Below are 16,181 nucleotides of genomic sequence, written 5' to 3' on the forward strand. Positions count from 1 at the left end.
AGAACGAAGCATGTAGTTTCATAATAAACAGCCCTTGCCTGAATTTTCTAGAATCCTGACAGACCCTGTCGATAAGTCAATATTCGTTAACCTTAATAGGCAGAGCTGAAACCTTAATAGGCAGAGCTGAGTGGCAGTGCGATTCTCTCGCAACGCAGTTGGCGCATATTGTGGTTCAATCCCTGCTCTCACATAGATAGTGTGGCAGGGCGAGTCGAATTGACCAAGGAAACACCATGCCGCTAACACCTGAACAACAGGCCGAAATTGATGAAGAACGCAGCCAGATGCGCCAAACGCGGCGGGTGGTGTCCGAAGGCATGGAGGAGCACCTTTATACCGCCTATCCCGTGCTGGATCACGGGTTCGTTCGGGTCATCGATTATATGGGCGACGATAACGCGATTACGCAGGCCGCGCGGGTGTCATACGGCAAGGGGACCAAGGCAGTTTCCAACGACGAGGGGCTGATCCGGTATCTGATGCGGCACTGGCATTCGACCCCGTTTGAGATGTGCGAAGTGAAGTTTCATGTGAAGTTGCCGGTATTTGTGGCGCGCCAGTGGATCCGGCACCGGACGGCGAACGTGAACGAATATTCGGCGCGCTATTCGATTTTGGACCGGGAGTTTTATATCCCGCAGCCGGATGCCTTGAACGCGCAATCAACAGTGAACAATCAGGGGCGCGGGGCGGTGCTTCAGGGGGCCGAGGCCGAGCGGGTTCTGGAGATCCTAAAGGCGGATTCAACGCGGGCCTATGACAACTACGAAGAGATGCTAAGCCAGGACGGCAAAGATGGTCTGGCCCGCGAATTGGCGCGGATGAACCTTCCGGCGAATATTTATACGCAGTGGTATTGGAAGGTCGATTTACACAACCTGTTCCACTTCTTGCGGCTTCGCGCGGACGCTCATGCGCAGTACGAGATCCGGGTTTACGCAGATTTGATGTGCAATCTGGTGAAAGACTGGGTGCCTTTTGCCTACGGCGCGTTCGAGGATTACCGACTTGGTGGCGCGAACTTGAGCGCGACCGGGGTGGCGTGCTTGCGGCGGATGGTGAAGGGCGAAGAGGTTACTCAGGAGACATCGGGCATGTCGAAGGGCGAATGGCGGGAGTTTATGGGGGTAGTCCGCAACCCGGACTAAGCCCGTGGGAAATCAGTCCAAAGGGCCGATTTGAGTGGGCAACGCAAGTTTGGAGCACTCATTTTGAGGGAAATAGCTATCAAGATACCGTCATGTCTTGATCAATTCAGGCCCGTTTTAGCGTTGAATTTGCCAAAGAAAAATCTTTCCGGTGTGTCGACAAAGCCCTGTTTGACCGTATTCATCCAGCAATATTAAACATGGGCGCGGAAGTCGCTGACATCGTGGGCGTGTTGGCCCCAAAAGCGGTGCTCCCAGGTCCCGACCTCGCCTTTGTGGTGGCGTAAACTAGGGTCTGACCAAGCGTATCTGTATTTTTGCGACTGTCGATGAACATATGGGTGACACGAACACCGTTCTACCGACGGCTTTCGAGAATCGCACTTTTATTGCGCCCCAGCGGACTGAATATTCAGCTTTGCTGTTCGCCAGCGTCCAGACGCAATGCATGTGATCCTTCATCACACCCCATGCGTCGATCGGGAAGGGACGTTTCGCGCGGGTTTATTTTACGGCCGTTCGCAGTGTCTCGATCTCGCGCATAGAGAGGTTGCTTTCGCGATTGGCGAGGTTGACCGCAAGGAAGATAGACGCGCCGGGAACGCGTGATCGGATGATGTTCGACATCGCCCGGAATTTGGACCATCATGATTAATGAAACGTGACCCCAGCAAGCACAGGATCGTTCCATGCGCGCCGTCCTCCTCCCCATCCTCTTCATCCTTTCCGCCTGCGCCGCCAATATCCAGGTTGGCGATCCGGCTCCCGACCCAACCCCGACGATCATCGGGGAAGGCACGAACCCTGGCTCGGCGATCGTTGTGTATCGCGCCTCGGAAACGGGATTTTTGGCCAATGTTGCGACGAACCCGGCTCTCTTTTTGGGGGAACGGTCGATGGTGACGTGTCGCATAGGCGCGCCTCTGGTGATCCGGCTGGCTCCGGGCGATTATGTGTTGGGGGCGATCACGCAGGCCGGTCAAGCACGCGAGGCGGTTTCAGTTCTCGAGGGTCAGACGCTTTACGTGCGCTGCGGGATAACCGCGACGCCGTCGCTTACTCCGCCGCCGTTCCTTGATCCGGTTGATGCGTCCACCGGGGCCCGTCAGTCGGGGGTTCTTGACTGATCCGCGCCTTGGCGGTTCAGATGGCTTTCAGCTCTCCGGCCATGGTGCGTCCATCGCGGCCTTCGATCAGATCGTAGCCAATTTTCTGGTCATCTGCGAGGCCGGTCATGCCAGCGGCTTCTACGGCAGAGATATGGACGAACACGTCGTTGCCGCCCTCGTCGGGTGCGATAAATCCGAACCCTTTGGTTGCATTGAACCACTTCACTGTGCCTGTCGGCATCGGTCTTCCTTCCGTCGTCCCTTCGCGCAAGAAGCGAAGGTCTTGGCATTGCACCCCGACGTAGGAACCGGTCCGGCCCCCAGGGGCTTTGATGTATCCGCAGTGCGAACACCCCTTGAAAATGGAGAGATTCGCGTAAAAAACAAAGCAAATTACTGTTACAGGGGGCGAATTGATGACGGTGCTTTATGGGATTGGAACGTGTGATACGTGCCGAAAGGTGCTAAAAGCGTTGGAAAACATCAACTTAGACGTGACGTTTCGCGATGTGCGGGCCGAGCCGTTGTCAGTGAGCGAGATTGGTCGGTTTTGGGCTGAATTTGGCGACGCTTTGCTGAATACGCGGTCAACGACGTGGCGCGGATTGTCGGAAAGCGAGCGGGCGCGGGCGCCTGCGGCGTTGTTGGCGGATCATCCAACGTTAATGAAACGGCCAGTGATTGAGGGGCCCGGTGGACTGACGCTTGGATGGGATAAGGCCGCTCAGGGCGCGCATCTTGGATCGCGTGCCTAGGGTGCTTAGGTCTTTGCCGTAGAGGAGATAGCCACGTGCGCAACGCAGCGGCAGCTTTGGGATTGATCGGCGGGTTGCTGGCTTTGGTGATGGGGCTGGTAAGCTTTGGCTATACCGAGGCGATCTATCGCTGGGGGGAATTGCCGAACTTTGCCGAGATGCCTGCGAAGGTCGACGAGATCCGTGCGATGTCGGTACTGGCGCCATTGTTGGCAATTGCCGGGGCGGCGATGGCGCCGACGCGCGCCTTGTGGGGCGGCATCGCTTTGGCTTTGGCGTCAGGGGGCATGTACTGGGCGTTTGGGATTGGATTTTTCTCGATCTTCCCGGTCACGATGTGTGGCCTTGCCGCTATCCTTGCGCTGGCTGCGGGTCGGCCTGACGAGCCGAAGCGCCACTTCTGAGGACGCGATCCACCGAGAGAGGGCCGCCACCGCGCAGGACGAGGTAGGCGAGGACGAACATCCAGAACGCGCGTTGGTCCAGGATCAGGCTGTCGGGGACGCGGTCGAACCATGCGCCAAGCGTACCGTTGGCCAGCCCGCCATGGCCGAAGAGATCTACCCAGCTTTGCATTGCGACGAAGCCGATCATCCCCAAGGCGGCAAGCCGGGTGAACAGGCCGAGGACGATCAGCAACGGCAGGATGAACTCCGCCCAAGTGCCTGCGGTGACGACGGCCCAGTGGAAGGCACCGAGTTGGGAGAAGTCATAGCCGATAGCCTCGATCGTTTTAGGAAAGATTTGGATGTAGGCGCCGTCGCTGGGGAACAGAAAGCCGAGCACACCATCGCCAAGCTTTGTGGTACCGGAGTTCCAGTAGTAGCCCAAAAGCGTCGCCGCGAAGATGAAACGCGCAAGCATGGTCATGACGGGTACGGTGATCCGCTCGAGGCCGGAAAAGATGATGTCGTGGAGCGAGGTCAGGGCGCGGATCATGAGTTCAGTCCTTAAGGTCTGTCAGGGCATTGTTGACGATCAAAAGAGCCAGCATTGTCGAAAGATCGAATGTGGCGTCTTCAGTTGTGGCGGCCTCGATGGCGGCGCCGAAGGTTTGGCCATGGAGGAGCACGTCTGTGAAGGCACCTCCGCCAGCGGGCAGAAGGTGCGGTACCGGGTCGAGGTCCGCGCGCAAGATCAGGGTGTCTTGCGCGGCCATGGTCGGTTTCGGTGCGCGGGGGGCGGTATTGAACGCCCAGATCGCGTGGATCGGCCATTTCGAGCGGATGAGCCGGGTGGCTGGGGCAAGCGTGACGGTGGATGCCATCAGTTGCTCGGGCGGGATCGCCTGCAAGGTCGCGGGATCAAATGGCTGCGCGTCGGCGGCGTGGTAGCTGTGGCGCAGGGCCAGATCAAGGCGCGCAATGTCTGGCAGGTAGCCGATGGTCGCTGTGGGCTCGAAAGCCTCCAAGAAGGTGGGCATGTTGTCGCCGTAAAACATCATAAGAGGAGATGACGGCGGATGTTGGCGCAGGAAAGTGGCGGCAAGGCGCTTGAAGTTTTGCGCCCCGACGAGTTTTGCCACCGTGGGAAATGCTGTTTCAAGCGCCTCGCTAAGCGAAACAGTCACGTTGTTGCGGTAGACATCGAAGCGGCGGCCCGCGTCGCGACCCTGGCCATCGCCAAGGCCTTCGGGGCGCTGGGCCTCGGGGTCAAGAAGCGCCCGCCGGAACGTGGTCTGATCAACGGTCATGCGGGCGCTTTCGCTAGGATGACGTGGGCGCGCTGGGCTTCGGCCTCAAGCGTTGGCCAGTCGGGGACGTCGTTGTCCCATTCGATCAAGGTTGGGCGCGCACCGCCTTTGGCGATCACATAGTCATAAAGTGTCCAAACCGGGTCGGCGATTGCGCGACCGTGGCTGTCGATGAGAAGAGGCGCACCATGGTCGTCTTCGTCTTCATCGTGGCCGCCAAGGTGGATTTCACCAACCTGTTCGAGAGGGAAATCTTCGATGTAGGCGATGGGATCGGTGCCTAAGTTGGTGGCCGAGACGAAGACGTTGTTGACGTCCAGCAGAAGGCCACAGCCGGTGCGCCGGGCGATCTCGCGCAGGAAGTCTGTTTCGGACATCGTGCTTTCGGTGAAGGCAAGGTACGACGACGGGTTTTCAAGCAGCATTTTGCGCCCGATGGTCTCTTGCAGGGCGTCAATATGGTCGGCGACGCGCAACAAGGTGGCGTCCGTATAGGGCAGCGGCAGGAGATCGTTCAGAAACTCGGCGCCGTGGGTGGACCAGGCGAGGTGTTCTGAAAAGCTGGCCGGTTTCAGCCAGTCATTGAGGTGTTTCAGGCGCGCAAGGTGGTCTGGATCAAGGCGGGTTTCACCACCGATCGACAGGCCAACGCCATGCGCGGATATGGCAAAAGTTTCAGCAAGATGGCGAAGTTGCGCCAAGGGGCGGCCGCCGTCTCCCATATAATTTTCGGCATGGATTTCGAGCCATCCGACAACGCCGGGGTCGTTTGTGATGTCGGAAAAATGCTGAGGTTTGTAGCCGACGCCGGGGGTATTGGGCAGGCTATCGATGCGCTTGGGGTTCTCGTCAAACATAGATCGCAGCCTCGGCTAAAGGTGACGCCCCCATCAATTTGGGGGGCGTCGATTTCTTGTGGAAGCTTATGCTGGCAGGTCGCGCGACAGTTCTTCCAGGGAGCCTGTACGTGCGGTACCGTCGGCCATTGTCGGCAGCTCGATGTCAGCGCAGGTGCCTGCGTCAACAAGCGTCCATGCATTCCCCTGATAGTCGACGGAAGACGTGCCTGCGCATGTGGTGCCTGGGCCAGCGGCGCAGTCGTTCTTACCAGCGAGCGAAACGCCAAAGCACTTTTCTTTGGCTTGAGCATGTGCAGGTGCAGACAGGCTTGCGGCAAGAGCGGCGGCAACGGCGCCTGCAACGGCGATTGTCTTAGCAGTATTCGACATGGGTAGGTAATCCTCGTTTTGGTTTGCAATTTCGGACCGCTGCTGTGCGGCTGATTAACACAAAGCAACTCAGCCGCTAACATTCCACTCACGCCTGCGTGTTTAACGCGCTCGTTATGGATTGAAACATTCCTAAAGGGTTGGCTTTGAGTGGTGTTAGGGTTGGCGAAATCTGCATGAAAATCAAATTATATTAATAGCTTGGTGGCAAAACAACAATAGGGGGTTTGGCCGGATATCATGGCTCGAAGGCACTCTCAGGAGATGTTGATGCGCCACTACCGCGTGCTTTGTGTTGCAGGTTTCATGCTGTTGTCCGGGGTCGTATCGGCTATCACCGAACCGAAATCGGCCGTTTGAACCCGGTTGAACATCAAAGTGCCGTGCTTGAGGTGCATGGAGCGGACGGTGCGTGCGCGTTCTACTCTCCCGATGACCTGCCGGGATGAACTGGCCGTTTTTAACAGCGTTTTGCTGCCCGATGTGTTTGCGCGACATGATCTAATTGATGCCCCGTCAATCCTGGTCACAGCGACAAGCGAGCGCACCACGGTCCTTGCGCGCGAGGTATGGGCGTCGGCGCCAATCTTGATCGCTACACGTGTCAATGGATTGCCCATATTTGTCTGGCCGCCCCACACGCAGCAGAAACGGGGCCGAGGCCACATATTCCCGACCAAAATTACGACGGGTTATTCAAATATAGGGGCACGTACGCGTCGGGCCAATTGGACCGACGCGCGAGGCTTTATGTCGTGCCTAGGAAAGATCAGGCGGCAGGGCTTCGGCTTTCAGGTCTGCCAGCACCTTATCGAATGTCTCGACATTGGTTTGTTTGTTGCCAAGCCTGCGAACTGACACCGTGTTTTCCGCCACTTCGCGCTGCCCTATTGCGAGAATGACGGGAACTTTTGCGACGGAATGCTCTCGGATCTTGTAGTTAATCTTTTCGTTTCGCGTATCCGCTTCGGCCCGCAGACCGGCAGACCGCAAAGCGGCGACGGTTTCGTGCACATAGTCGTCCGCGTCCGACACGATCGACGCCACAACGACTTGCCTCGGCGCAAGCCACAGCGGCAGGCGGCCCGCGAAATTCTCGATCAGGATGCCGATGAAGCGTTCAAACGAACCAAGGCAGGCCCGGTGCAGCATATAGGGGCGATGCTTGTCGCCGTCTTCGCCGACGTAGTGCGCGCCAAGCCGTTCAGGCAAGTTGGGATCGACCTGAAAAGTCCCGCACTGCCAGACCCGGCCAATTGCGTCGGTCAGTTTGAAGTCGAGTTTAGGCGCATAAAACGCACCTTCACCGGGATCGAGCGTGTAGGAATGGCCCGTCTTCTTGATCGCGTTTTCCAACGCGGTCTCCATCTTGTCCCAGCTTTCCTCGGTCCCGACACGCTTTTCCGGACGGGTCGCGAACATGATCTCGAACTCCTCAAATCCGAGGTCTTTGTAGACGCCTGACAGAAAATCGATGAACCGGGCGCATTCCACTTCGATCTGATCTTCGCGGCAAAAAATATGCGCGTCATCTTGGGTGAAGCCTCGCACGCGCATGATGCCGTGAAGCGCGCCGGAAGGCTCGTAACGACTACACGAGCCAAATTCGGCCATGCGAAGCGGAAGGTCGCGGTAGCTTTTCAGGCCCTGATTGTAGATCTGAACATGGCAGGGGCAGTTCATTGGCTTTAGCGCGTTTACAGATTTTTCGCGGGCGTGATCCTCGTCAACTTCGACGATGAACATGTGCTCCTGATAGTTCTCCCAGTGACCAGATTCTTCCCAAAGACGGCGGTTCACGACCTGCGGGGTGTTCACTTCGACGTAACCGTCCGCACGCTGTTTGCGACGCATATAATCCTGAAGGGCAGTGTAAATCGTCCAACCGTTTGGATGCCAGAAAATCTGACCGGGCGCTTCTTCCTGCATGTGGAACAGGTCCATCTCTCGACCCAAACGGCGGTGGTCACGTTTGGCGGCCTCTTCCAGCATATGAAGGTGCTTTTTCAGGTCATCGCGGTTTTTGAACGCGACACCGTAGATACGTTGAAGCATTGCGCGCGAACTGTCGCCGCGCCAATAGGCGCCTGCTATGCTCATCAGCTTGAATGCATCGGCCGGCACTTGGCCTGTATGCTGCAAGTGGGGTCCGCGGCAAAGGTCTTGCCAGTCGCCATGCCAATACATCCGCAGCGGTTCGTCGCCCGGAATGCTGTCGATCAGCTCAACTTTATAGGGCTCGCCGGTGTCGGTGTAGTGTTGCACGGCGCGCGCGCGATCCCAGACTTCGGTGCGCACTGGTTCACGGGCGTTGATGATGTCTTTCATCTTGGCTTCAATCTCGCCCAGGTCTTCGGGAGTGAAAGGCTCGACCCGATCGAAATCGTAGTACCAGCCATTGGCGATCACCGGACCGATAGTGACTTTGACATCGGGCCAAAGCGCTTGCACGGCGCGGGCCATGATGTGCGCAAGGTCGTGACGGATCAGTTCAAGCGCCTGATCGTCGTCCTTCATCGTGTGAATCGCAATGTCGGCGTCCGCGTTGATCGGCCATTGAAGGTCGTGGTGCGCGCCGTTCACGGTCGCACTTATCGCCTTTTTCGCGAGCGAGGTCGAGATGTCTGCGGCCACATCGGCTGCGGTTACGCCGGCCTCGTAGGGACGGGAATTACCATCGGGAAGGGTAAGGGAAATCTGGGCCATTGGCCTGAAGCTCCTCGTCAGTTTGGCGCCCACGGAACGCCCGGTTGCGGGTTATGTGTGCGGGGGATTTGGCAAGCGTCGGGGCGAAAGTCAACACATGAGCCACAAGCGCTTGCATCATGTTGTCGATGCGCTAGCGTTTTGAGAAATCGGAGGGCCATCATGACGGACGGAATTCATCACAGCGGCATTCGCAATCTTGCCTATAGTCAGACGGCGGGCGCGGGCCCCGGCGTGGTGTTTCTGGGCGGTTTTCGATCTGACAAAGACGGCACCAAGGCGATCTATCTTGAAGATTGGGCGCAACGTCGGGGCCGCGCGTTTTTGCGGTTTGATTATTCGGGGCATGGGCAGTCGTCGGGAGATTTTCTGGACGGCGCGATTGGCGATTGGTTCGAGGACGCGGTGGCTATCATCGAGGCATTGACGCAAGGACCGCAGGTGTTGGTCGGCTCATCGATGGGGGGCTGGATCAGTCTTTTGATAGCACGCGAGCGGCCCGATCTGGTGGCGGGATTGGTCACGATTGCGGCAGCACCGGATTTTACCGAGGACGGCATGTGGGCGGGGTTTGACGAGGACCAAAGGGCTGATTTGGCGCGCTTGGGTCGGGTCGAGTTGCCGTCCGAATACTCGGAAGGTCCTTACGTGATCACGCGTCGATTGATCGAAGAAGGGCGGACGCGTCTTGTGCTGCGGGATGCTCTGTCATTGCCATTTCCGACGCGGTTTTTGCAAGGGGCAGCCGACGCGGATGTTGATGTGTCGGTTGCCTATCGCTTGATGGATCATGCGACCGGAGACGATATGCGGTTGACGGTTGTGAAGGGGGCGGATCATCGGTTTTCGTCGCCAGAGTGTCTGGCGATGATTGTTCATGCAGTAGATGACGTGTCTTCGCGTGTGGCGGACGCGCCGGACTAACGGGCGTCTAAAAGCCATAAAGCGTGCTTTGCAAACCTGGTGTCCAAAGAGTCCGGTGGCCTTCGCTGGCAATTTCGAGGAACTGTTTTTCGGCTGAGCCTGGGGCCGCAAAAAACTCGCAGCCCAAGACGATGGGCACGATTTTGCCGATCTCTCCGTGGATGATACGAAGAGGTAGGCGAATGCCGCGGGCGTAGGGCGGCTGTCCCAGTGTTGGGCCACAAAGGTCGCCCAGATTTTCCAGCGGGTATTGCGCGGCCAAGATGTCGAGAAACGAAGTGAACGGAGCTTCAAGGACAATCGCGTCGCCAATATCGTCGGCCGCCACGCGCAGGGCCATCGCTGTGCCAAGACTTTCCCCATAAAGCACCAGCGGACGCGCGGTTTCGAGGATTACTTTGGCGATCACGTCTTCAGTGAGGGTCAATTCTTCGGGGGCGCCGCTTGAACCGCTGCACCCTCGGTAGCCGATTGTGACGGCGCAATAGCCTTTGGTTGATCGGGGCAGGAAAGCGTGGGCTATGTTCTTTCAAAGCTCCTGCGTTGCCGGGGAAATAGAGGATTTTTGGCTTTTCTGGGCAGCCTTGATGCGCCACAAGATCAGGGAGTCCCCGTCGCAGGTCTCAACCCGGGCTTAGGTCAAACGGATTTTGCCTGCTTCGATGGGCGTCGTGTAGGTGGCGTCAAAGGGAGAGACCATCGCCGTTTCGTGTCGCTCATTTTACCAGGCAAAATAGCTGGTCGCTGCGACAAGATCGGCGGTTTCACCATCAATCCACAACCTCATATGGCAGGGTCTTCCTGCTATTGTGGTCGATTTGCAGCGTTCGCTCAAGCGGCGGGAGCGAGCGCTGGTGGCAATCAGCCCGTGGGCAGATGCGGCACGAGATGCCGATTGCTTCGAAAGTTGTCGCATCCGAGGTGTCCAGACCGTCCGAATAAACGAACTCGGAGGCGTGGCTGATTTCGCATCCAAGCCCGATTGCGTAGCGGCGCACCGGTGCTCGCCATGCGCCGCCGCCATGGGTGACTTCGCGGGCAAGGCAGAGATAGCGTACCCCGTCGGGGGTTTCAGCAAGTTGGCGGATGAATTGCCCCGGTGTTTCAAAGGCCGAATGCACGTTCCAAAGCGGGCAGGCTCCGCCGTAGCGCGCAAACTGCAGCCGCGTGGCCGAGTGCCGTTTGGTGATTGTCCCTGCCTGATCGACGCGCACGAAGAACACAGGAACACCTTTGGCGCCGGGGCGTTGCAGTGTGGACAGGCGGTGCGAGACCTGTTCGAGCGAGGCCCCGAAATGGTGTGCTAGTTTCTCTATGTCGTGCCGGGTTGATTTCGCGAAATCGAGGAAGCTGCCGTAGGGCATCAGTGCCGCCCCGGCAAAGTAATTGGCCAGCCCGATCTTGGCGATGTCGCGGGCTTGGTCAGATTGAAACCGCGCAAAGTCAAGCGTGGCTTCCAGAAGGTCGGCTTTCGTTAGAAGGGCGATCTGGTGCAGCGCCTGAAAGCGTCTGGTCGACTGGGGCGCGGACGCAGACAAGGTGAGCGTTTTGGCTTGGGGATCAAAGCGGCGGATCAGGGCATCTTCACTCACAAGCCGTATCGCTATTCCCAGATCTGACAGCATATCGGTTATCGCCGCGTCCGCGGATCGGTCACCGGCAAAGCGTTCGGCGGCGCGGTCCACAGCATCAATGTAGTTGTCGCAGTAGTGAAAGAAGTCGCGCACCTCTTCCCAAGGGGATGCGCCGGGGCGGACTTCGCCCGAGCCAAGAGCTTCGTCCAACGAGGCGAAGCGCTCGTTGGTTTGCATATAGGCGCGGTGCAACGCCAGGAACGCGCGGCCCATCGCGGGCGCATTCGTGGCGATAAGGCGCAGGTCCAAAAGGGCGGGGGCGGTGTCTTTGAACAGCGGATCGGCAAGCGCTTCGCGCAGGTCGGTCACCATGCGTTCGCCGTCGCCAATCGCTAACTCACTGACATCAAACCCAAATTCTTGGACAAGCGCAAGAATCACTGCTGAGCTGATCGGGCGGTGATTATTTTCCATCTGGTTCAGATAAGGCAGCGAGATGCTTAGTTTTTCGGCAAAGGCTTTTTGGGTCAGACCAAGGTGCGTGCGTGTTTCGCGCAGCTTTGCGCCGGCATAAAGTTTCTGAACGCTCATCAAAGTCTCCGTGATTGCATATTTGCAAACAGGGTGGCGGCAATTTGTTAATCCGGCAAGGGGTCGGTTGTGGCCAGCCGTTTCTCGCGGGCCACAACAAAGCGGATCGAGATGTAACCAAGGCAGGCCGAAATCGCCATTATGATGAGAAGGGGGGCGTCGCCCGTACCCCAGCCAAGTACAACACCGGCGAAGGCTGAAAGCGCAGCGCCGCCACCGATAAGAATAGCACTTCCAAGACCCGAAGCCGTTCCAGCAAGGTGCGGACGAACCGACAGCATGCCCGCTGTGGCATTGGGCATAACCAGGCCGTTGCCGATGCCGACGAAAGTACAAAGTCCAAAGAACTTAACAGCCGAGCCATATCCCGCAAGGCTGATGGCAAGCGCGAGAAGCATCCCGCCAGATGTGATGAGCGTGCCGGTTTGTATCATTCTATTGATGCCATAGTGTGTCGAAAAACGTCCGGAAATATAGTTTCCAGTGGCGTAGCCGATGGCAGGGGCGCCAAATCCGATCCCTGCCCAAAAGGAGCTTAGGCCGTAGACATCGCTGGCGACCAAAGGCGCTCCACCGAGAAATGCAAAAAAGGCGCCGCTCGCGAAGGCGGCGGCAAAAACATAGCCCCAAAAACGGCGCGAGGCGAGGAGTTCGGGGTATTCGCTGACCTGTGCTTTGAAGGATTTGCCGTCGCCCGAGGACGTTTCGCCTTGGTCTGCGTAGCATAGGGCAAGAACGCTGATGCCTGATGCGATGAGGAAGATGAAGGTCGCCTGCCAGCCGAACAGTTGATCCAGCGCACCGCCGATCATCGGGGCGACCATTGGGACAAGCGCCATGCCCATCGTGACGTAGCCGATCATTGATGCAGCTTCTCGCTGAGGCACCATATCGCGCACAATGGCACGCGACAGCACAAGACCCACGGCAACCGCGCCTTGTAGCATTCGAAACGTCAGGAAGACTTCGATGGTCGTCGCAAAGAGACAACCGACGGAGGCGAGGATAAAAATTGCATAACAAATCAACACCACCGGGCGACGGCCATAGCGATCGCTGAGGGGCCCGATGATCAGTTGGAGGACGGCTGTGGCCGCCAGATAAAGCGAAACCGACAGCTGCATGACACTATAATCGGTTTGAAAATACGTGGTCATACGCGGCAATGAAGGTAGGAATGCGCCCATATTCATAGCGGCGACTCCGGCCATCAGCACGAGTGTTACGATATGGGGAGGTGTGGAGCGGTCCAGAAATCGGACCTCGGGGCGCGATGACATTGCACACTGGTATCGCGCCGGACAGGGGACTGTCCACAGAGCAAATCTTCACTTTTTTGAAGTATTAGCGGGTTTGCAAAATGCGCGACTGCTTCGGCATTAAGTTTGCAAATTTGCCAGATTTTGCTTCCGAAAGCGCGCGCGAAACGATAGCTCTGTCGTGCTGATATGCGGAGGGGATCCATGTCCGATATACTTGCCGAACTTGAACGACGCCGCGTTGCGGCCCGCGCGGGCGGGGGAGAGCGCCGTGTCGAGGCACAACACGCGAAAGGCAAGCTGACCGCGCGCGAGCGGGTGGAGCTTTTGCTCGACGAAGGCTCGTTTGAAGAATTCGATATGTTTGTGACGCATCGCACGACCGATTTCGGCATGGCTGAAAGCAAACCGGCAGGTGACGGCGTGATCACCGGCTGGGGCACGGTGAACGGCCGCATGATTTATGTCTTTAGTCAGGACTTTACGGTTTTTGGTGGATCGCTATCCGAAACGCACGCCCAGAAGATCTGCAAGATCATGGATATGGCGATGCAAAATGGCGCGCCAATTATTGGCATTAACGATTCCGGCGGTGCGCGCATTCAGGAAGGTGTCGCCAGTCTTGCGGGCTATGCCGAGGTTTTTCAGCGCAATGTTCTGGCGTCCGGTGTCGTGCCGCAGATAAGCCTGATAATGGGGCCTTGCGCGGGTGGTGCGGTCTATTCGCCGGCGATGACGGACTTCATCTTTATGGTGCAGGACAGTTCGTACATGTTCGTCACCGGTCCCGACGTGGTGAAAACTGTCACCAACGAGGTCGTCACGGCGGAAGAATTGGGCGGTGCCTCGACGCATACGCGCAAAAGCTCGGTCGCGGATGCGGCGTTCAAGGACGACGTTGAAACCCTGATGGAAACGCGGCGATTGATCGACTTTCTGCCGTCGTCGAACCTTGAAAAGCCCCCGGTTCGTCCCTTCTTTGATGACCCGGACCGCATCGAGGAGAGCCTCGATACGCTTATTCCGAAGAACCCGAATCAGCCCTACGATATGAAGGAATTAATTCATAAGATCGCCGATGAGGGCGATTTTTACGAAATTCAGGAAGAATTCGCTGGAAATATCCTGACAGGGTTTATTCGCCTTGAAGGCTCGAGCGTGGGGGTTGTGGCGAACCAGCCAATGGTCCTGGCGGGCGTGCTGGACATCGCCTCAAGCCGCAAAGCTGCCCGGTTTGTGCGGTTCTGTGACGCCTTTGAAATTCCGATTCTGACGCTGGTTGATGTGCCGGGCTTTCTGCCGGGAACGGCGCAGGAATATGATGGTGTAATTAAGCACGGCGCGAAGTTGTTGTTTGCCTACGGCGAGGCAACGGTACCGAAAGTCACGCTGATTACGCGCAAGGCTTATGGCGGTGCCTACGTCGTGATGGCGTCCAAGCATTTGCGCGGAGATTTCAACTATGCTTGGCCGACAGCGCAAGTTGCGGTGATGGGGGCCAGGGGTGCAACAGAGATTTTGCATCGCTCGGAATTGAACGACCCCGCCAAAATCGCAGCGCGGACAGAGGAATATGAGACCAACTTTGCCAACCCTTTCCGGGCAGCCGAACGTGGCTTTGTAGACGAGGTGATCATGCCGCAATCTAGCCGGAAACGCATCTGTCGGGCCTTCGCTTCGCTTCGCGGAAAGAAGCTAAGCAACCCGTGGAAGAAGCACGACAACATACCGTTATGACAATGCAACCGGCGCTCAGAGGCTTACAAAGTCAAAAAGTGATGCGAGAATGCAAACTTTTTGCACCGATAGCAACTATTCAGCATTTATCCGCGCATTTTCAAGATGTTTTGGTTGGCATTTCTGCAGCGTCCGATAGTTTGGGGTCGGGCGTGCAAGTTTGCGCGACCATTGGGAAATCCGGTTGCGCGAAGAACGTGACCATAAGTGATCGAAGGAGGCATTTATGTCTATCACACTCAAATCCATCTTGGCCCTTGGCCTGTTCACAGTTGTTGCAGCATGCGCTCAGCAAGAAGAAGTTGTCATGGTCGAGCCAGAGCCGATCATGCAAGAGCCTACAATGGACAAGATGTAATACATCTTTCTGGCCGGGTGCCTTAGGCGCCCGGCCAATCCCTTGGGTCCCTTTGTCAGGAGGGTACTCATGCTAAAGCACAAGGGTTTCCCGGGGCGTTTTCCCGGCACTGATTTTCAATTCACAATTCGGCGCGGCAATCCTCGTGGGATCACCAAGTTGATCCAGCGTGAGCGTTTTGCAGATCGCAGGCCCGCCGACCGGCGGGCGGATGCGGCGTTTCTTGCGTGTTTGTGGGACTACTTTAAGAATGAGCCGTTTGAACGCGGCAATCTGGATGCCGGTCGGCTTAGCTGGCTGTTTGGCCGCGAGGTGATCGCGGCGCAAGATCCGTTTGATCCCGAAAGCTATGAAGCGCTTTTAGTCATAGACGAAGACCGGGCGCGTGCCTCTTTTCCGGATGCCTTCGACGGGACGTGGGTGGCATGATTTTGCCTGCCCCTTCTCCAAAAAGGCAAATCGCTGCCGGTTTGTCGGCGGCCTGCGCAATGGACTTAACGCAAGGGTCACAACACGGCAGTCTTTTGGGGAGGGCGCGTGCCTCTGACTTTGAGTGCGCCTTCGTATGTAAAAACCGTTTTTGTGACCGTTGCCCTTCCCCTTCGAGGCGACCTGACACGCAAAAGCGGGTCAGGTCGCGCTTTCTTAGGGTATTTAGGCAAGCGGTCGCCGATCCCGTGCCTCTTACCACACTGCCCCTTGCGCCACGTCGCCAATCGCCCATCTATGTGGCTAGGGGATGTGGAACGGGCCAAAAAGGAGGCAGAATTATATGCAGAAGACATTTACATTCGCAGCGGTGGCTGCGGTTCTCACACTTGCCGCGTGCGGCGACACCGACCTTGAGCGCGGCGTATCGGGCGCGGCCATCGGGGCCGTCACTGCTGAAGTGCTTGGCGGAAACGTTCTTACAGGGGCCGCCGTTGGCGGTGCCGCCGGCGTTTTATGCGACGATCTTACGCCGGAAGCTTGCCGGTAACCTAAACCAAATACTGACGTACCGACGGCCGTCGGGGCATCACGCCCCGGCGGCCGTCGTCGTTTTGGCAATCCGCCAGACGGCGAAGGAGGGGCCATGTTCAAGAAAATCCTGAT

At 57.5% G+C, this 16,181-nt stretch carries 18 protein-coding genes; 9 read left to right on the plus strand and 9 right to left on the minus strand.

Going from position 1 to position 16,181, the window contains the following annotated elements:
• Positions 1-236 precede the first annotated feature (236 nt).
• Together thyX and AC221Y_RS09845 are read left to right on the plus strand one after the other, a co-directional pair.
• Positions 237-1,151: an FAD-dependent thymidylate synthase gene (gene thyX, locus AC221Y_RS09840; RefSeq protein WP_486707250.1), complete on the plus strand. Its 915-nt coding sequence runs from the start codon at positions 237-239 to the stop codon at positions 1,149-1,151.
• 689 nt (positions 1,152-1,840) lie between these two features.
• Positions 1,841-2,278 (plus strand): hypothetical protein, encoded by a 438-nt coding sequence (locus tag AC221Y_RS09845; RefSeq protein WP_486707251.1) that lies wholly within the window; start codon positions 1,841-1,843, stop codon positions 2,276-2,278.
• 16 nt (positions 2,279-2,294) lie between these two features.
• Here AC221Y_RS09845 and AC221Y_RS09850 read toward each other — a convergent pair whose 3' ends face one another.
• Entirely contained in the window at positions 2,295-2,501 is a 207-nt protein-coding gene (locus tag AC221Y_RS09850; RefSeq protein ID WP_299751142.1) for a cold-shock protein, read from the minus strand.
• A 175-nt stretch (positions 2,502-2,676) separates the two neighbouring features.
• Here AC221Y_RS09850 and AC221Y_RS09855 point away from each other — a divergent pair, with 175 nt between their 5' ends.
• Both AC221Y_RS09855 and AC221Y_RS09860 read left to right on the plus strand, forming a co-directional pair.
• On the plus strand, positions 2,677-3,015 hold the full coding sequence (locus tag AC221Y_RS09855; protein ID WP_486707252.1) for an arsenate reductase family protein: 339 nt from the start codon (positions 2,677-2,679) through the stop codon (positions 3,013-3,015).
• A gap of 35 nt (positions 3,016-3,050) precedes the next feature.
• Positions 3,051-3,419: a hypothetical protein gene (locus AC221Y_RS09860; RefSeq protein ID WP_299751148.1), complete on the plus strand. Its 369-nt coding sequence runs from the start codon at positions 3,051-3,053 to the stop codon at positions 3,417-3,419.
• Here the strand turns inward: AC221Y_RS09860 and AC221Y_RS09865 are convergent.
• From AC221Y_RS09865 to thrS, 5 genes are all read right to left on the minus strand, one after another.
• Positions 3,367-3,951 (minus strand): DoxX family protein, encoded by a 585-nt coding sequence (locus AC221Y_RS09865; RefSeq protein WP_486707256.1) that lies wholly within the window; start codon positions 3,949-3,951, stop codon positions 3,367-3,369. The genes AC221Y_RS09860 and AC221Y_RS09865 overlap by 53 nt on opposite strands.
• Before the next feature lie 7 nt (positions 3,952-3,958).
• Positions 3,959-4,708 (minus strand): HvfC/BufC family peptide modification chaperone, encoded by a 750-nt coding sequence (locus tag AC221Y_RS09870; RefSeq protein WP_486707253.1) that lies wholly within the window; start codon positions 4,706-4,708, stop codon positions 3,959-3,961.
• Positions 4,705-5,565 carry an MNIO family bufferin maturase gene (bufB, locus tag AC221Y_RS09875; RefSeq protein ID WP_486707254.1) on the minus strand — a complete coding sequence of 287 codons (861 nt, stop codon included), beginning with the start codon at positions 5,563-5,565 and terminating at the stop codon, positions 4,705-4,707. The genes AC221Y_RS09870 and bufB overlap by 4 nt, the downstream gene beginning before the upstream one ends.
• 66 nt (positions 5,566-5,631) lie before the next feature.
• Complete coding sequence (locus AC221Y_RS09880; RefSeq protein ID WP_299750961.1) at positions 5,632-5,937, minus strand: BufA1 family periplasmic bufferin-type metallophore; 306 nt, start codon at positions 5,935-5,937, stop codon at positions 5,632-5,634.
• Positions 5,938-6,696: 759 nt separating this feature from the next.
• Positions 6,697-8,643, minus strand: a complete 1,947-nt coding sequence (gene thrS, locus AC221Y_RS09885; protein WP_486707255.1) for a threonine--tRNA ligase — start codon at positions 8,641-8,643, stop codon at positions 6,697-6,699.
• 162 nt (positions 8,644-8,805) lie between these two features.
• Between thrS and AC221Y_RS09890 the strand changes: the two genes are divergently transcribed.
• Positions 8,806-9,567 (plus strand): alpha/beta hydrolase, encoded by a 762-nt coding sequence (locus AC221Y_RS09890; protein ID WP_299750967.1) that lies wholly within the window; start codon positions 8,806-8,808, stop codon positions 9,565-9,567.
• 7 nt (positions 9,568-9,574) lie between these two features.
• On the opposite strand, the gene AC221Y_RS09895 is transcribed toward AC221Y_RS09890, so the two are convergent.
• The 3 genes from AC221Y_RS09895 to AC221Y_RS09905 all read right to left on the minus strand — a co-directional run bounded on the left by AC221Y_RS09895 (position 9,575) and on the right by AC221Y_RS09905 (position 13,012).
• Positions 9,575-10,090, minus strand: coding sequence for an alpha/beta fold hydrolase (locus AC221Y_RS09895; RefSeq protein ID WP_366141675.1), 516 nt, complete (start codon positions 10,088-10,090; stop codon positions 9,575-9,577).
• Positions 10,091-10,337: 247 nt separating this feature from the next.
• Positions 10,338-11,732: a helix-turn-helix domain-containing protein gene (locus AC221Y_RS09900; protein ID WP_299750970.1), complete on the minus strand. Its 1,395-nt coding sequence runs from the start codon at positions 11,730-11,732 to the stop codon at positions 10,338-10,340.
• Between the two features lie 47 nt (positions 11,733-11,779).
• Complete coding sequence (locus tag AC221Y_RS09905; RefSeq protein WP_299750973.1) at positions 11,780-13,012, minus strand: multidrug effflux MFS transporter; 1,233 nt, start codon at positions 13,010-13,012, stop codon at positions 11,780-11,782.
• A gap of 183 nt (positions 13,013-13,195) precedes the next feature.
• Here AC221Y_RS09905 and AC221Y_RS09910 point away from each other — a divergent pair, with 183 nt between their 5' ends.
• From AC221Y_RS09910 to AC221Y_RS09925, 4 genes are all read left to right on the plus strand, one after another.
• Entirely contained in the window at positions 13,196-14,728 is a 1,533-nt protein-coding gene (locus AC221Y_RS09910; protein WP_299750976.1) for an acyl-CoA carboxylase subunit beta, read from the plus strand.
• Between the two features lie 226 nt (positions 14,729-14,954).
• Positions 14,955-15,086: a hypothetical protein gene (locus AC221Y_RS09915; protein ID WP_299750979.1), complete on the plus strand. Its 132-nt coding sequence runs from the start codon at positions 14,955-14,957 to the stop codon at positions 15,084-15,086.
• Between the two features lie 69 nt (positions 15,087-15,155).
• The gene (locus AC221Y_RS09920) at positions 15,156-15,515 is read left to right on the plus strand and encodes a hypothetical protein (protein WP_299750982.1); all 360 of its coding nucleotides are present in this window, start codon (positions 15,156-15,158) and stop codon (positions 15,513-15,515) included.
• A 343-nt stretch (positions 15,516-15,858) separates the two neighbouring features.
• Complete coding sequence (locus AC221Y_RS09925; protein WP_299751420.1) at positions 15,859-16,065, plus strand: hypothetical protein; 207 nt, start codon at positions 15,859-15,861, stop codon at positions 16,063-16,065.
• Positions 16,066-16,181: the final 116 nt, after the last annotated feature.

The sequence above is a fragment of the Boseongicola sp. genome (assembly GCF_057460485.1).

Bases quoted from the DNA above. Each gene is read 5' to 3' on its own strand.
- AC221Y_RS09850 (WP_299751142.1), bottom strand. From the start codon at position 2,501: ATGCCGACAGGCACAGTGAAGTGGTTCAATGCAACCAAAGGGTTCGGA.
- AC221Y_RS09900 (WP_299750970.1), bottom strand. From the start codon at position 11,732: ATGAGCGTTCAGAAACTTTATGCCGGCGCAAAGCTGCGCGAAACACGC.
- AC221Y_RS09905 (WP_299750973.1), bottom strand. From the start codon at position 13,012: ATGTCATCGCGCCCCGAGGTCCGATTTCTGGACCGCTCCACACCTCCC.
- AC221Y_RS09925 (WP_299751420.1), top strand. From the start codon at position 15,859: ATGCAGAAGACATTTACATTCGCAGCGGTGGCTGCGGTTCTCACACTT.
- AC221Y_RS09920 (WP_299750982.1), top strand. From the start codon at position 15,156: ATGCTAAAGCACAAGGGTTTCCCGGGGCGTTTTCCCGGCACTGATTTT.
- AC221Y_RS09890 (WP_299750967.1), top strand. From the start codon at position 8,806: ATGACGGACGGAATTCATCACAGCGGCATTCGCAATCTTGCCTATAGT.
- bufB (WP_486707254.1), bottom strand. From the start codon at position 5,565: ATGTTTGACGAGAACCCCAAGCGCATCGATAGCCTGCCCAATACCCCC.
- AC221Y_RS09855 (WP_486707252.1), top strand. From the start codon at position 2,677: ATGACGGTGCTTTATGGGATTGGAACGTGTGATACGTGCCGAAAGGTG.
- AC221Y_RS09870 (WP_486707253.1), bottom strand. From the start codon at position 4,708: ATGACCGTTGATCAGACCACGTTCCGGCGGGCGCTTCTTGACCCCGAG.
- AC221Y_RS09915 (WP_299750979.1), top strand. From the start codon at position 14,955: ATGTCTATCACACTCAAATCCATCTTGGCCCTTGGCCTGTTCACAGTT.
- AC221Y_RS09880 (WP_299750961.1), bottom strand. From the start codon at position 5,937: ATGTCGAATACTGCTAAGACAATCGCCGTTGCAGGCGCCGTTGCCGCC.
- thrS (WP_486707255.1), bottom strand. From the start codon at position 8,643: ATGGCCCAGATTTCCCTTACCCTTCCCGATGGTAATTCCCGTCCCTAC.
- AC221Y_RS09845 (WP_486707251.1), top strand. From the start codon at position 1,841: ATGCGCGCCGTCCTCCTCCCCATCCTCTTCATCCTTTCCGCCTGCGCC.
- thyX (WP_486707250.1), top strand. From the start codon at position 237: ATGCCGCTAACACCTGAACAACAGGCCGAAATTGATGAAGAACGCAGC.
- AC221Y_RS09910 (WP_299750976.1), top strand. From the start codon at position 13,196: ATGTCCGATATACTTGCCGAACTTGAACGACGCCGCGTTGCGGCCCGC.